At 59.4% G+C, this 15,230-nt stretch carries 17 protein-coding genes; 5 read left to right on the top strand and 12 right to left on the bottom strand.

Annotation, left to right across the window (positions count from 1 at the left end; all coding sequences use genetic code 11):
• The coding region (locus tag O8B93_RS23225; protein ID WP_473774532.1) for a transposase at positions 1–235 on the top strand (235 nt) is incomplete at its 5' end.
• A gap of 39 nt (positions 236–274) precedes the next feature.
• Here the strand turns inward: O8B93_RS23225 and O8B93_RS23220 are convergent.
• Positions 275–1,423 carry a hypothetical protein gene (locus O8B93_RS23220; protein WP_269712206.1) on the bottom strand — a complete coding sequence of 383 codons (1,149 nt, stop codon included), beginning with the start codon at positions 1,421–1,423 and terminating at the stop codon, positions 275–277.
• Positions 1,424–1,533: 110 nt separating this feature from the next.
• Between O8B93_RS23220 and O8B93_RS23215 the strand changes: the two genes are divergently transcribed.
• From O8B93_RS23215 to O8B93_RS23205, 3 genes are all read left to right on the top strand, one after another.
• Positions 1,534–1,782, top strand: coding sequence for a hypothetical protein (locus O8B93_RS23215; RefSeq protein ID WP_269712205.1), 249 nt, complete (start codon positions 1,534–1,536; stop codon positions 1,780–1,782).
• 144 nt (positions 1,783–1,926) lie between these two features.
• Complete coding sequence (gene grxD / locus O8B93_RS23210; RefSeq protein WP_003507904.1) at positions 1,927–2,262, top strand: Grx4 family monothiol glutaredoxin; 336 nt, start codon at positions 1,927–1,929, stop codon at positions 2,260–2,262.
• Between the two features lie 136 nt (positions 2,263–2,398).
• Entirely contained in the window at positions 2,399–3,607 is a 1,209-nt protein-coding gene (locus tag O8B93_RS23205) for a multidrug effflux MFS transporter (protein WP_269712211.1), read from the top strand.
• Between the two features lie 70 nt (positions 3,608–3,677).
• Here the strand turns inward: O8B93_RS23205 and O8B93_RS23200 are convergent, their stop codons facing one another.
• The 5 genes from O8B93_RS23200 to rpsD form a co-directional block, all read right to left on the bottom strand.
• Positions 3,678–4,502 (bottom strand): inositol monophosphatase family protein, encoded by an 825-nt coding sequence (locus tag O8B93_RS23200; RefSeq protein WP_269712204.1) that lies wholly within the window; start codon positions 4,500–4,502, stop codon positions 3,678–3,680.
• A gap of 30 nt (positions 4,503–4,532) precedes the next feature.
• Positions 4,533–5,360 (bottom strand): inositol monophosphatase family protein, encoded by an 828-nt coding sequence (locus O8B93_RS23195; protein WP_269712203.1) that lies wholly within the window; start codon positions 5,358–5,360, stop codon positions 4,533–4,535.
• 19 nt (positions 5,361–5,379) lie between these two features.
• Complete coding sequence (gene ttcA / locus O8B93_RS23190) at positions 5,380–6,303, bottom strand: tRNA 2-thiocytidine(32) synthetase TtcA (protein ID WP_405049085.1); 924 nt, start codon at positions 6,301–6,303, stop codon at positions 5,380–5,382.
• A 61-nt stretch (positions 6,304–6,364) separates the two neighbouring features.
• Positions 6,365–7,294: a glutaminase gene (locus O8B93_RS23185; RefSeq protein WP_269712202.1), complete on the bottom strand. Its 930-nt coding sequence runs from the start codon at positions 7,292–7,294 to the stop codon at positions 6,365–6,367.
• Positions 7,295–7,363: 69 nt separating this feature from the next.
• Positions 7,364–7,981 (bottom strand): 30S ribosomal protein S4, encoded by a 618-nt coding sequence (gene rpsD, locus O8B93_RS23180; RefSeq protein ID WP_046798221.1) that lies wholly within the window; start codon positions 7,979–7,981, stop codon positions 7,364–7,366.
• Positions 7,982–8,433: 452 nt separating this feature from the next.
• On the opposite strand from rpsD, the gene O8B93_RS23175 reads away from it, so the two are divergent.
• Complete coding sequence (locus O8B93_RS23175; protein ID WP_269712201.1) at positions 8,434–9,417, top strand: TerC family protein; 984 nt, start codon at positions 8,434–8,436, stop codon at positions 9,415–9,417.
• A gap of 175 nt (positions 9,418–9,592) precedes the next feature.
• Here the strand turns inward: O8B93_RS23175 and O8B93_RS23170 are convergent, their stop codons facing one another.
• The 6 genes from O8B93_RS23170 to O8B93_RS23145 form a co-directional block, all read right to left on the bottom strand.
• Positions 9,593–11,137 carry a helicase HerA domain-containing protein gene (locus O8B93_RS23170; RefSeq protein WP_269712200.1) on the bottom strand — a complete coding sequence of 515 codons (1,545 nt, stop codon included), beginning with the start codon at positions 11,135–11,137 and terminating at the stop codon, positions 9,593–9,595.
• 95 nt (positions 11,138–11,232) lie between these two features.
• Entirely contained in the window at positions 11,233–12,126 is an 894-nt protein-coding gene (locus tag O8B93_RS23165) for an EamA family transporter (protein ID WP_269712199.1), read from the bottom strand.
• Between the two features lie 37 nt (positions 12,127–12,163).
• On the bottom strand, positions 12,164–12,802 hold the full coding sequence (locus O8B93_RS23160) for a LysE family translocator (protein ID WP_269712198.1): 639 nt from the start codon (positions 12,800–12,802) through the stop codon (positions 12,164–12,166).
• Positions 12,803–12,966: 164 nt separating this feature from the next.
• The gene (locus O8B93_RS23155; protein ID WP_269712197.1) at positions 12,967–13,203 is read right to left on the bottom strand and encodes a hypothetical protein; all 237 of its coding nucleotides are present in this window, start codon (positions 13,201–13,203) and stop codon (positions 12,967–12,969) included.
• A 378-nt stretch (positions 13,204–13,581) separates the two neighbouring features.
• Positions 13,582–14,403, bottom strand: a complete 822-nt coding sequence (gene murI / locus O8B93_RS23150) for a glutamate racemase (protein WP_269712196.1) — start codon at positions 14,401–14,403, stop codon at positions 13,582–13,584.
• On the bottom strand, positions 14,387–15,220 hold the full coding sequence (locus O8B93_RS23145) for an RNA methyltransferase (RefSeq protein WP_269712195.1): 834 nt from the start codon (positions 15,218–15,220) through the stop codon (positions 14,387–14,389). Before O8B93_RS23145 ends, murI begins: the two co-directional genes overlap by 17 nt.
• Positions 15,221–15,230 lie beyond the last annotated feature (10 nt).

Raw genomic sequence — 15,230 nt, 5'->3', positions numbered from 1 at the left:
CGGCCAGATGCGTGGCAAGCGAATGATATCAGGCGGACGAAAGCCGATCAGAGACGCTCTCTACGTCGCAGCCTTACCAGCCATTCGTTTTGATCCGAACATGAGAGCCGTCTTCCAGCGGTTGAAGGCAAAGGGCAAACCCGGAAAGGTCGCCCTCGTCGCCGTCATGCGCAAGATGATCATCATTCTCAATGCAAGAATGCGTGATCACAATGCAACGGTGCTTGACGCGTAACACCGTTGCTTTTTTTCATACCAGGCAGGATGAGAACTCTTAGAGAGCGGGCGGGCTCTGCGATTCCAGATCGGCAAAAGAGGCTGCCGGCAGCGGCCCCGCCGTCAAAAGGGTGAAATCGTAACCTGATCTGCGATCCGGCCCGAGAACATATTGCCGGTGCATACGCAGGAAATTGCGCTTGTTTTTCTTGTAACGCTCCGGTGAAAGCGAATGCTTGAAACGGATCGGTACGATCTTCGGCTGCGGCGCATCGCGGTGACCCGTCAGCGCCACCGTGTTGCAGCGATAAAGATGGATCGGATCGGTGAGGCACTGGATATCGAACCATGTCACTTCTGGGTGACGTGCGATTGCGCCGACGCTCTCGCGAAGCCGGTCCGCGCTCGACAGGAACGCACATTGCAGCGCAGCACCGCCCAGCGTCGCGAAAGACAGCTTGCGGCCATCCAGCACATCCGGCTTCAGCTCCAGCACGCGGCCGATGACCGCGAGCGCGAGGCTGGCACCCATGCTGTGCGACACCACCAGAACCTCATCCGAGGGCTGTTCGAGCGCCGTCACCACAAGCGCTGCCCTCTCCTCGATCCAGTCACGGGCAATCGGCTCATCGCGGCCGACCGCGAGCGCGAAACGCCAGTCCGCATAAAGATGCAAAGTGTGAAACCGCTCCGCAAAAGGCAGGAACGCCTTCACGAAAAACAGGGCGGCAGCGGGAAGGCTGACCACCAGAAGCCAGAGCGGCAAAGCGAAGAGCCATGGCGAAAGTGCAATCCCGGCAGCAAGCGCGCCACCGACAAGCATCAGCAGGAACGGGAAGATGAAGAACAGCCCGAACCGCCAGGCGTGGCGCAGATAAAGTGCAGCACCGCCCTCACTCACGATGCCCGCCCCGGCCTTGAAACCCAGCCAGACCTGCCGCCACACGGACGCATCCCGCAGCTGCGAGATGACGTCGTTATGGTCATAGACAAGAATATCCGACCGTGTCCGCCAGTCGCCCGCCGAGGCCTCCACCGTGAATGCTTCGCCCGCCGGCCTGCTCTCCAGCGGCCCTACCGCATAATTGACGTCCCATGTCTTTCCCGCCAGCCCCGCGGCGCGCTGGTAGCGCAGATGATGGGCCGCCGCATCGAGCGGATCGAAACCGGGGAAATAAAGAACAAGTCGTGACTTGACGGTCGGCATGCATAAACCTTCAGGCTGGAGGCACCCGAAAGGATCGCTTGATACAGTGGGCGATGCACGTATAGTAAAAATCGCGACGGAAATATGATTTATTTATCGGTGAGGGAAATTTGTCTGGCATCGTCGATCAGTTGCTCAACGGCGTCGTCAAGGGCGCTCTGGCTGAAGTCCTCACCAAGTCCGGCATCCGCAAGACGCGCCGCGCGCGCCGGACGAAAAGCACCGGCTCCCTAGCCGGTGGCATCGTTGGTTCTGTTCTGGAAGCCGCACTCAACGCCGCCATCAAACCCAAACCGGCCAAGAAGCAGGTGAGCAAGAGACGCACCGCCGCCGCTCGCAGCCGGCAGAGATATCGTTAGGCGTCAAAGGCCATTTTTTGGCGTCTCATGCATTGCGAGCGGTCGTATTTTTTCCATGCGACGGGTGGAAATCGCGCCGCGACATGTTATTTAGGAACAAACAGAAAGCAGCGGCCTTGAACCGCATGTGAAAGGAATAAGCCTATGAGCGGCATTAACGACATGATCGACAGCGAAGTGAAGAGCAACGACATCGTTCTTTTCATGAAGGGCACCCCGCAATTTCCGCAGTGCGGTTTTTCCGGCCAGGTGGTACAGATCCTCGATTATCTCGGCGTCGACTACAAGGGCATCAACGTGCTTGCTGATGCCGACATCCGTCAGGGCATCAAGGATTATTCCAACTGGCCGACCATTCCGCAGCTCTACGTCAAGGGCGAATTCGTCGGCGGCTGTGACATCGTGAGAGAGATGTTCCAGTCCGGCGAGTTGCAGAGCCACTTCCAAGAACAGGGTATCAGCGTCCGCGGCGCGGCCTGATTTCGGCCGGTTCATCCGGCCCACCCTGATTGTCAGAAATTATGCCAGGCGTTGCTTCATGCAACGCCTTTGCCGTTCTTTTTGGGGCAATCCTGTGACAGAACTTTCACAATCCACCACGTCGCGCGCAGGCTCGATGGGGCGCACGGAATTCATTGCGCTGGCCGCCATGCTGATGGCGCTGAATGCGCTGGCCATCGACATCATGCTGCCCGGTCTTCAGGAAATCGGCGCATCACTGGGCGTCGTCAATGAAAACCACCGCCAATACGTGATTTCGACCTACCTCCTCGGCTTCGGTATCGCTCAGCTTCTTTACGGTCCGATTTCGGACCGTTTCGGGCGCCGCAAGCCGATGCTCGTCGGGCTTGCGATCTACATCGTTTCGGCCATCGCCGTCGTTTTCGTCCCATCCTTCGCCGGCCTGCTGGTCCTGCGCTTCATTCAGGGCATCGGTTCGGCGGCAACACGCGTCATCACCATCTCGATCGTGCGTGATATCTATGGCGGCCGGCAGATGGCGGAAGTCATGTCGCTGATCATGATGGTCTTTATGGTCGTTCCTGTTATCGCGCCCGGCACCGGCCAGATCGTGCTCTTCTTCGGCGACTGGCACCTGATCTTCGCCTTCATGGCCGGCATCGCTGCCGTCGTGACGGCCTGGATGTATTTCCGCCTGCCGGAAACCCTGCATCCCGATGACGTCAGGCCCTTCACGGCTCGTTCGATCCTCGGTGGCTTCAAGATCGTGCTCACCAACCGAATCGTGCTCTGTTATACGCTATCCAGCACCTTCATTTTCGGGGCGCTGTTCGGCTTCATCAACTCGGCTGAACAGGTCTATAAGGGCATTTACGGCCTTGGTGCATGGTTTGCTGCGGCCTTTGCCGGCGTTGCCTTATTCATGGCCTTCTCGTCCTTCATCAACGCAAGGCTGGTCGGCCGGATCGGCATGCGCAAGCTGTCGCACGGCTCGCTGCTCGGCTTCATCGCCATCACCTTCCTGTGGCTGGTGGTGCAGATGATTGGGCCGGAACCGATGCCCTTTGCCATCTTCATCGTGTTCTTCGCGCTCGCCATGTTCCAGTTCGGCTGGATCGGCTCGAACTTCAACTCGCTCGCCATGGAACCGCTTGGCCACGTCGCCGGCACGGCTTCCTCTGTCATGGGCTTCATGGGAACGGTTGGCGGCTCGCTGATCGGCGCCGCCATCGGCCAGGCCTTCGATGGCACGGCGCTGCCCATGGTTGCCGGCTTCTTCGTGGTCTCCATCATCGGCCTGATCTTCGTGCTGATCGGTGAAAAGGGCATGCTGTTTCAGGCCCATAACAAGCCGACACGGTAAATTCACGTCGACAAAAAGAAAGGGCGCGGAATTCTGTTCCGCGCCCTTTTATTGAAAAAGCCGTTGCCGATTAAACCGTAAAAATCTTCTCGCGCAGCAATTCCCACGTCTCCTGATCCGGCGCCAGCAGCAGCCCGCCATCCACATGGCGCGGCAGGTAGGGCGAGCCATCGAGACGGGCGGCGTAGGCACCCGATTCCTGCGAGATCAATGTGCCAGCCAGATGGTCCCAGGGCATCAGCTTGTTATACATCAGGAAATGCATGTGGCCGCCACAGAACAGGCGGTATTCATGCGCAGCACAACGATAGCTGGTGAACAGCCGCACATCCGCAAGGTTCATCAAAATCTTGCGCCGGGTCTCCACGTCGAAATAGCCGGTATTGGCGATACCCACCATCTGCGACAGTTCCGGCGCCGGCACCACGGACATCTGCGTCTGCGCGCCATCGGCGCTGCAAAGCCATGCGCCCGAGCCTTTTTCGGCAATCGCCCAGTCATTGCCCATCGGATCGAAGATCAGGCCGGCCACGGTCTCGCCCTTGGAGATGACGCTCATCATCACGCCGAAGAGCGGCAGGCCGGAAGCGAAATTATAGGTGCCGTCAATGGGATCGACCACCACGGCAAGATCGGCATCGGCAAGCTTGCCGAGCAGAGACGCATCCGCCGCGACCGCCTCTTCACCGATGAACAGCGCCTGCGGCATGATTTCCTGTACCCGCGCGCGGATCAGCCGCTCGGCAGCCTCGTCAGCTTCGGTCACGAGGTCGATAGCCTCGCTCTTGATCCGCACATCGCCCTCGCCCAGATTGCGGAACCGCGGCAGGATTTCCACTGCCGCCGCTTCCTGAAGCGCATTGGCAAGAGAGGCGATGTCGAGTTCGATGGCCATGGGCGATATCCTTCTATCTGAGCATCAATCTTATAACGCGACGATTTCCCGTCGCAGCATCTTCCAGCTCTCCCTGTCGGGAGCGGACAGGATGCCTCCAGTCGTCTGGCCGGGCCGGTAGGGCGTATTGTCGAAACGGGCCGTGTAACCGCCGGCCTCCTGATGAACGAGAACACCGGCGAGGTGATCCCAGGGCATCAGCTTTTCATGGCCGATGAAATGCAGCTTGCCGGCCGAGGCAAGCCAATATTCATGTGCCGAGCAATTGATTGAAAGCGCCATCTTGATCTTTGCCATATTGGCGGCGATGACAGGACGGCGATCCTCATGGCTGTGGCCCCAGGAAAAGATACCGACCATCTCGGACAATTGCACGGGATCGGCGACCTTGAGCTTCGCCTGCGAACCGTTCTTGCGGTGGAGATAGGCCCCCTCACCCTTGAGTGCAACGATGGTATCGCCCATGACGGGATCGTGGATGATGCCCGCCACCGTCTCACCCTTGACGGTGACCGCAAGCAATGTGCCAAAAGCAGGAAAGCCGGAAGCATAATTGAAAGTGCCGTCGATGGGATCGATCACGAAGGCAAGCGGCGCATCGGCAAGGGCTGGAATGACTGATGGGTCCGCCTCATACGTCTCTTCGCCGACGATATGGGCCTTCGGAAACCGCTCAAGCAGCGCGGTGGTGATCGCCTTTTCCGCCAGAACATCTGCCTCGGTGACGAGATCGATGGCGGAGGTCTTTTCAGAGATGTCGCCGGCGCTCAGGTTTCGGAAGCGGGGCATGATTTCCTCACGGCCGGCAGCGGCGACGGTGGAAACGAGGAATTCGATATCTTTATCGGAAAGGCTCATGGCGCGGGGCACTTCTTCATCAGGGAGGGCTGGCCTCCCTACGCTCTTCAGGTGACGCGCCGGTGACAGCAAGCGCCGAAAAATCAAAAAACTTAGGGTCCAGCAGATGCGACGGATTAACGTGGGCAAGTGCCCGCAGCATCACATCCTTGCGGCCCGGCATGCGCCGTTCGATATCCGCCAGCATCTCTTTCATCGCATTGCGCTGAAGCCCGTCCTGCGAGCCGCAGAGGTCACAGGGAATGATCGGGAATTCCATGGCGGCTGCAAATTTCGCCATATCCTCTTCGGCGCAATAGGCAAGCGGGCGCATGACCATCAGGTCACCCTCGTCATTTAAAAGCTTCGCCGGCATGCCGGCAAGCCGGCCGCCATGGAAGAAGTTCATGAAAAAGGTCTCGAGAATATCCTCACGGTGATGGCCGAGCAGCAGCGCGTCGCAGCCCTCCTCCCGCGCGATGCGGTAGAGATTACCGCGCCGCAGCCGCGAACAGAGCGAACAGTAAGTGCCGCCGGAAGGCACCTTTTCTTTCACCACCGAATAGGTATCGCGATATTCGATGCGATGGGCGACACCGATCTTCGCCAGATATTCCGGCAGGACGTGCTTGGGAAAATTCGGCTGGCCCTGATCGAGATTGCAGGCCACCAGCTCCACCGGCAAAAGCCCGCGCCATTTGAGATCGAGCAGCAAGGCCAGAAGACCATAGCTGTCCTTGCCGCCGGAAAGGCCGACAAGCCAGCGCTTCTGACCCTTCAGCATGCCGAAATCTTCAAACGCCTGGCGCACATTGCGCAGCAGCCGCTTGCGCAGCTTGTTGAACGAGACCGATCGCGGCGCATTGTCGAACAGCGGATGCGAGCTGCCGTTTTCCTCGGACGCGTCCTGATCCGCCCCAACCATATCCGCGATGTCATCGATCTTGGTGAGAATGTTCATCATCCGCTCGCTCCGGCACGACTGCCGTTCTTCATGCAGGCAATGCCCCCATCCGCCTGCAATATCAAGCCCCGAATACCGACCAGCCGGTTTTCGTCGCCAGCAATTCCAGCGCCTGTGACCCGAGCGCCGAATTACCCACCTTGTTGAGACCCGGCGACCAGACCGCAATCGACGCATTGCCCGGCGCCACCGCCATGATGCCGCCGCCAACGCCGCTCTTGCCCGGCAGGCCGACATGATAGGCGAAATCGCCCGATCCGTCATAATGGCCACAGGTCAGCATCAGCGCATTGATGCGTCGCGCCCGGCGGTCCGAGACGACGGTATGGCCGGTCAGCGGATTGCGGCCGCGATTGGCAAGGAAAAGCCCGGCACGGGATAGCTGGGCGCAGGTCATGGAAAGCGCGCACTGGTGGAAATAAACACCGAGCGTATATTCGACGGGATGGTGCAGATTGCCGAAGGAGCGCATGAAATTGGCGAGCGCGAAATTGCGGAACCCCGTCGCCTGCTCGGATTTCGCCACCGTATCGTCGATGCTGATGGTGTCATCGTCCGCGAGATAACGCACGAAGCGCAGAAGCTCGCCAATCGCCTCACGCGGCTGGTGGCCGGAAAGAACGATATCGGTCACCACGATTGCGCCGGCATTCACGAAGGGATTGCGCGGGATACCGTGCTCATGTTCCAGCTGGACGATGGAATTGAAAGACGATCCCGATGGTTCGCGCCCCACCCGGTTCCACACCGTCTCTCCCGCCTTGCCGAGCGCCAGCGTCAGCATGAAGACCTTGGAGATACTCTGGATCGAAAACGGCACAAGCGCATTGCCGGCCGTATAGGTCGTCCCATCGACGGTGGTGATGGCGATGCCGAACTGGTTGGGATCGACCTTGGCGAGTTCGGGAATGTAATCCGCAACCTTCCCCTCACCCAGTCTCGGCAGCATGCTGTCATAGATGGAATCGACGATCGCCTGAATGTCCTGCATGCAAAGCCTTCCCCAGCAAACAAAAAAGCCGCCCCGAGGGGCGGCTTTCTCAATACTGAAACGCGTCGATTAACGCGAGTAGAATTCGACGACCAGATGCGGTTCCATGACGACCGGGTACGGAACGTCGGAAAGCGACGGAACGCGGGCGTAGGTCGCAACCATCTTGTTGTGGTCGACTTCGATGTAGTCGGGAACGTCACGCTCTGCGAGCTGAACGGCTTCGAGAACCGTAACCAGCTGCTTGGACTTCTGACGAACTTCGATGACGTCGCCAGCCTTGCAACGGTAAGAACCGATGTTGACGCGAACGCCGTTAACCGTGACGTGGCCATGGTTGATGAACTGGCGCGATGCGAAAACGGTCGGAACGAACTTGGCGCGGTAGACGATGGCGTCCAGACGCGACTCGAGCAGGCCGATCAGGTTTTCAGAAGTGTCACCCTTGCGACGGTTTGCTTCGTCGAAAGTGGCGCGGAACTGCTTTTCGCGCAGTTCGCCGTAATAGCCCTTGAGCTTCTGCTTGGCGCGCAGCTGCGTGCCGAAGTCGCTCATCTTGCCCTTGCGGCGCTGGCCGTGCTGGCCCGGGCCGTATTCGCGGCGGTTAACCGGGGACTTCGGACGACCCCAGATGTTTTCGCCCATGCGGCGGTCAATTTTGTACTTAGCCGATTCGCGCTTGCTCATCGTATTTCCTTCTCAAAAGGTTATGCCGGTCTGTTGCCAAACCGGTTTAAGGAAACACGCCCTCCTCTGAGGCCCGTTTCAGGGCCTCTGACAGGCTTCTCACATGCAAATGGAGAAACCACGGGACATGTCGGTGATATTGACCGCCGAACGTCAGCCTTTAAACTGCAAGGCAGTCAACAAAACACACCGGACATCACTGCCCGGCGTTGGGGCGGCTTCTATAGTCGTTTTACAAATTTGTCAAACAGCGCCTGCCGATTTTTTTCTTGAGCCTGCCCTTGAAAACATCGAACGGCCACCCATTTACGCATCGTGATCAGAACTCGGGCCCCTCTGACGTGTTACCGGACAACACGTGATGTCGAGTTTCTTAAGGTTGGGGGCCACGTATATTCTTGACACACGTTCCCCATCCGCAAAGCCAACCTCGTCCGGCTAAAGGTTGACTGATGGAGTTTCTCCTCAACGATTTTCTCGGTACCCCCACATGGATGTGGGCGGTCTTCATTTCTCTCGTCCTTGGCCTCTTGGCGCTCGATCTCGGCGTGCTGCACAAGAATTCCAAGGAAATCGGCATTCGTGAAAGCCTGCTGATGTCAGGCTTCTACATCGCCATCGGTTTGGCCTTCGGCGGCTGGATCTGGTATCAGTCCGGCCAGCAATCGGCGATGGAATACGTCACCGGTTTCGTGGTCGAAAAAAGCCTGGCGATGGACAATATCTTCATCATCGCCATGATCTTCTCTTACTTCGCAATTCCCCGTCAGTACCAGCATCGTGTGCTGCTCTGGGGTATCCTCGGCGTCATCATCCTGCGCGGCATCATGATCGCCGGCGGCGCTGCCATCGTCGAAAACTTCCACTGGGTACTTTATCTCTTTGCGGCCTTCCTCGTTTTCACGGGCCTCAAGATGCTGTTCTCGTCCGACCATGACGAGAACGATATCGGCAACAACCGCATCCTGAAATTCCTGCGCAACCGCCTGCCGGTGACGGAGAAGCTTCACGGTGAAAAATTCTTCGTCAAGGAAACCGATGAAACCACTGGCAAGCTGAAGACCTTCGTGACGCCGCTCTTCCTGGCGCTCATCATGGTTGAAATCGCCGACCTGATCTTCGCGGTCGATTCGATCCCGGCGATCTTCGCGATCACCACCGATCCGTTCATCGTCTACACCTCGAACATCTTCGCGATCCTCGGCCTGCGCGCCCTCTATTTCGCGCTTGCCGCCCTGATCCACCGCTTCGCCTATCTGAAATATGCGCTGGCTGCGGTTCTGGTCTTCGTCGGTTCGAAAATCTTCGTCGCCGATATGCTCGGCATCGCCAAGATCCCGCCGGCCGTTTCGCTCGGCGTGACAGTTGCCATCCTCGCAACCGGCATCATCGGCTCGCTGATTGCGACACGGAAGGAAGCAAAGGCCATCGAATAAGGTCTTCATCGAGGAGGCGGAAACACCTCCTCAGCCTCTGACCAAGTTCGACATTTCCCCTTTTGTCGTCCTCGGGCTTGACCCGAGGACCCACCTTTTCAACGGCGATGGATGGCCGGGTCAAGCCCGACCATGACGGAGTTTAGATTTGCGCTCGGCTTCGCACAGCGACGCTTCACTCCGCCGCAAGCCGCGTATCATCCTCAGCCGCATCCGCATCGCCGGGTGCGGTTTTTGCGTCGAGATCGGGAAACGCCACGATGCGCTTGCCGGAGAAATCGGCATGCACCACCACGAGCTCCTTCTCCTCGAAATAGCCGAGCAGACGCCGCGCACGGCGGGCGGAATGGGTGCCATAGGCCCGGGCAATGCGGGCATCTGACGGGCAAGGCTCTTCACCCAGCGCCGCCTTGACGAGCAGCAGGAAGACCCCCTGCAGATCATCGGAAACCGACATGGACAGTTCCAACGCCTTTTCCCAGCCTTCGCTTGCCGCCATCGTCGCATCCACACCGGAGCGGGCAATCGCCACCTGCCGGCGGAATTCCGCCAATGTCATCGGCGTGCCGGGAATACGGCGCATACGGGCGCGCACCAGAAAATCCTGATAAAGCACCGCATCGGTGCGATAGGCCGATTGCGGATCGTCGAGAATTTCAACGAGAACCGCACCGATCTTTTCATCGCGCTCTTCCGGCGTCAGTTCCGGCTGACCTGCACGCGGCGACTGCTCCGGTGTAGGGCCAACGGCGGCGGGTGTGGAACGGGAGAGTTCTGCCAGAATATCCGTGGTCGGGCGTGGTGCAGGCGGCGTGCGGCGCACGGCGGCGCGCGTGAATTCTTCCGGGTCCGGCGTGAAGATCAGGTCTTCCACATCCTGGGGTGCATCCGGCAGCGGCATCAGCTTTGGCGAGGATGAGCGCGCCGAGGTTTCCACCGCCCCGATGACGATCGGCAGCGGGCGACGTGAGAGCGCCGGGCCGAGCGCCACGAAATTGCCGCGCTGCAGGTCGCGGAACATTTCCGCCTGCCGCCGGTCCATGCCGAGCAGATCGGCAGCCCGCGCCATGTCGATATCGAGGAAGGTACGGCCCATCAGGAAGTTCGAGGCTTCCGCCGCCACGTTCTTGGCGAGCTTCGCCAGACGCTGCGTGGCGATGACGCCGGCAAGACCGCGTTTACGGCCACGGCACATCAGATTGGTCATGGCGCCCAGCGACGCCTTGCGCGCATCCTCAGTCACTTCACCGGCAACGGAGGGCGCAAACATCTGCGCCTCATCCACCACCACAAGCACGGGATACCAGAATTCACGGTCCGCATCGAACAGGCCGTTGAGGAAGGCGGCTGCGGCCCGCATCTGCTGTTCGACATCAAGGCCTTCCAGCGTCAGCACGCAGGAAACGCGGTGCTGGCGAATGCGGTTGGCGATGCCGGCAAGCTCTGCCTCCGTGCGCTCGCCATCCACCACCACGTGACCGAACCTGTCGGAAAGCGTGACGAAATCACCCTCGGGATCGATGATGACCTGCTGCACCCATGGCGCCGATTGCTCCAGCAGCCGGCGCAGCAGATGCGACTTGCCGGAACCGGAATTGCCCTGCACCAGCAAACGCGTCGCAAGCAATTCCTCGATATCGAGCTTGGCCTGCTGCCCGCCCGATAGGGTTCCCATGTCGATACCGACCTGCAATGTTCCATTCCCTGTGCTGCATCTCATCCGACCGATTCCCTAAAGGACGGCCGAACATGCTCTTTACCAAAAAATCGCCGGTTGCGTCTGCCCCGTGCCGATAATGCACAGGCAATTCGGTCTCAGCCCTGTGCCGACCGTACCCGGAAGCGCGAAATGCCGATGCGCCGGCCGAAGACGTTCAGCGCCAGCCCGAGAATGACCAGCGCCGCACCGATAATCTCGAAGACGGTGATATGTTCGGCGAAAGCCAGATAGGCGCTGATAAAACCGACAACGGGCACCAGCAGCGAAAATGGTGCCACCGTTCCGGCGGGGTAACGCAAAAGCAGGTAACTCCAGATGCCTGCACCGACAATGGTTGCGCCATAGGCCATATAGATCACCACGAAAGCCATGGTCGGCGTCGCATGAGCCACCCCTTCGGCAATCGCTTCAGGCCCTTCCACCACGAGTGAGAGCAGGATCAACGGCAGAACGGGCACCAGGCTGGTCCAGGCGATGAAGGAAACCGCATTGACCTGTCCGATACGGCGATTGACGATGTTACCGCAGGCCCAGGCAATCGCAGAACCGACGCCCATCAGAAGCGGCACCAGCGCTGCCGCCGTCATGCGCTCCACGCCGATGACCGCCAGCCCGCCAAAAGCAATGATCGCGCCAAAAATCTGCGAGGGCAACGGCCGTTCCCCGAGAAACACCACGGCAAGGGCGAGCGTGAAGAAAGCCTGTGACTGCATGACCAGCGAAGCAAGCCCCGCCGGCAGGCCGAGCTTGATGGCGGGATAAAGCAGGCCGAACTGCACGAAGCCCATGGCCATGCCGTAGACAATCATATGCCGCCAAGGCACGTTTGGTTTCGGCAGGAAAAAGACGAGAGGCACGGCTGCAAAGAAATAACGCACACCCGTCAGAAACAGAGGTGGCATATCCGTGACGCCGATCTTGATGGCGACGAAGTTGAAGCCCCACAAAAACACGGTGATCAGGGCGAGAAGTATATGCGGCAATGCCATTTTGTTATGTCCGAATTTCAGGCGATCGAGAATTGCCTTACGGCGCGACCGCCCTCTTCCAGCCAAAGGCAATGAGACCGGCGCCGATCAGGAGACCACCACCCGTGCGGTTGACGATACGTTGAACCTTCGGCTTGCGGATCGTATTGCGGGCGGCACTTGCCAGAAGTCCATAAAGCGCAGCATTGACAGTGGCAAGCACCAGGAATGTCGCTTCGAAAATCAGCACCTGTGGCCAGAAGGGCAATGTCGGCACCAGAAACTGCGGCAGGAAGGCCACGAAGAACACGATGCTCTTGGGGTTCAGGGCCGTGACGATATAGGCATGCAGGAAGATTTTGAGCGGCCTTTCACGGCCCGTCACGCCCTTACCTTCAGCGCCTTCGCCGCTGACCGGTGAACGCCACAGCTTGATGCCGAGATAGATAAGGTAAGCCGCACCGATCCATTTCAGACCGGTGAACAATGCAGCCGACGTGGCAAGCAGCGCCCCAAGCCCCAGCATGGAGGCCGTCATGGCGGTAAAATCCCCAAGCGCCACGCCTGTTACCGTCGCCGTGCTCGCCTTGCGGCCATGGCCGAGCGCGTAAGAAATCACCAGCAGGATCGTCGGTCCCGGAATGGCGAGCATGATGGCGGATGCGGCCACGAAGGCCAGCCAGTTCTCCAGCGGCATGATTTGAGTCTCCCTTGCCCAATTTGACGAGCAAGCCACCAAAACCGGGAGGTATCAAGCTCAATCTTCGAAGATCACGCCGCCCTGTCATCCAGCGGATGACCGGGCGGCTGCTCGTACAGATACGGCCTCCTCGACATTCTTCGTCGAAGAGGCCGCCATTATCAAAACCGGGGCGCCCACGGCACCGACCAGTCTCGCCGCCGCTTCACTCGCGACGGTTCAAGGCCGATATCGACCAGCAGTCGTTCCGGCAGATCGGCAGGATCGGTCGGCGGCGCGCGTGGCACGACAGCCGCGAAGACGACCGTCTTCAAGGTCTTCCAGACGCCGAATGTGACGAACAGACGGTCCACCGCATCCGGCAGCGCATATGCTACCAATGGTTGATCATTTTGCATGGGAAATCCATCCCGGCGCGGCAAGGCGGCCAGGTCCTTTATCGATGGAAAACGACACGCGGAAACGACGGACGCAGCACGCATGCTACGCGGACGCGCAAGTCACATGTCGGACGAAGTTGAATTGCCAAACGGCTGGGGAATCAGGCCATAAGCCTTATCGGAGGGAGATGCCTCGCATCACATAACCGCCGACGACCATGCCAAAGAGGCCTGACATGCCATTAAGGCGCATATTCACGTTATTGCTCATTTCACGCCTCCATTTATTGCGGTTACGGACAAAATACATCTTACACAGGAAATCGGACGCGACAAGAGGTCGCAATCTCGAATTGTAAAAGACGAGCAAAGGCGGTGCAAAAATACAACAGGCTGTCAGGCGGCGGGAGCGCTGAGACCAAAACCCTGCATCAGCCGCCGCGTGGCGAAATCGGGCTTGCCCGAGGTGAAGACGGCGAAGTCGAAACCATCGGGATGTTCCGCATCCTGTGGCAACGGCACCAGATGTCGGGCACGCCGGGCAATCGCTTCGGCGGGATCAAGCCAGTCCACCGGCCATGGCGCCAACCGGCGAAACACATTGGCCATGAAGGGGTAGTGGGTGCAGGCAAGCACGACGATATCGGTGCGCTTGCCGTCACTGTCGATGAAGCAGGGCTCGATTTCTGCCAGCACCGCCTCGTCCGAAACCGGCTCACCCCTGATCCAGCTTTCCGCCATGCGTGCGAGGTTTTCCGAGCCGACCAAACGCACATGACATTGGGTGGCAAAGGACTGGATGAGATCGCGCGTATAGGCCCGCTTGACGGTGCCCGGCGTCGCGAGAACAGAGACGAGGCCGGAGCGGGTCCGCTCCGCCGCCGGCTTGATGGCGGGAACGGTACCGACGAAGGTCATGTCCGGAAACCGGGCGCGAAGATCGGCGCCCGCGAGCGTGAAAGCGGTATTGCAGGCGATGATGCAGACTTCGGGGCTGTAATCCTGCAGCAGCGTTTCGAAGATTGAAAGAATACGCGCCCTCAGCGCCTCTTCCTCCCAGCCGCCATAGGGAAAACCGGCATCGTCGGCCACATAGATGAAACCGCGCTCGGGCATCAGCACGCGCGCCTCCCGTAGAACCGTCAGCCCGCCAATGCCGGAATCGAATACCAGCACCGGTTTCAGCACATCGGCTGGCGCCTCACTCGTCTTCAGCATTCTCCCCTGCTCCCTCGGCCGACGGCCCCGCTGCCCTGCCCGTCTTCTTCGGCCATTGCCGCGGGAAACGGTCGAGCGAATTGATCATGCCGCGGAAAACGCTGATTTCCTGTTCGGAAAAACCCCGTCGCGACAACACGGCCCGCAAATTGTCGACCATTTTCGGCTTTTTTTCAGCAGGATGGAAATAACCGCGCGCATCCAGCGCTTCCTCGATGTGTTCGAACAGGCCGAAAACCTGTTCCTTGGTCGAAGGCCGCTGCTCGACGGACTGGAACAGCGTCTCCCCCAGATCGTCCATGCCTGATTTCATCCATTCATAGGACATCAAAAGCACGGCCTGCGCGATGTTGAGCGAGGCAAAGGCGGGATTGACCGGGAAGGTCACGATCTCGTCGGCCAGCGCCACCTCCTCATTCGTCAGCCCCCAGCGCTCGCGCCCAAACAGGATACCGGTCTTTTCGCCAGCCTTGAATTTTGTCCGAAGCGTCTCGGCGGCAGTGACGGGCGCCCGCACCGGCTTGAACCCGTAACGCTCGCGAGCGGTTGTGGCATAGACGAAATTGAGATCCTTGATCGCCTCTTCCAGCGTCTCGAATACCTTGGTGCCGTCAATGACGTGGTCGGCCTTCGAAGCGGCAGCACGCGCCTTCTCGCTCGGCCAGCCATCGCGCGGATTGACCAGACGCAATTCGGAAAGGCCGAAATTGGCCATGGCCCGCGCCACCATGCCGATATTTTCGCCGAGCTGCGGTTCGACCAGAATGATCGCCGGGCCTTCCGCCAGAAGTTCAAGCTCGCTGTTAGTGCCTGCCATCGTCGTTTGT

It is taken from the genome of Martinezella rhizogenes (assembly GCF_027460065.1).
Classification (GTDB): Bacteria; Pseudomonadota; Alphaproteobacteria; order Rhizobiales; family Rhizobiaceae; genus Agrobacterium; species Agrobacterium rhizogenes_C.
Note: the sequence above shows the minus strand (reverse complement) of the source record. Positions and strands in the feature narration are given on the sequence as shown.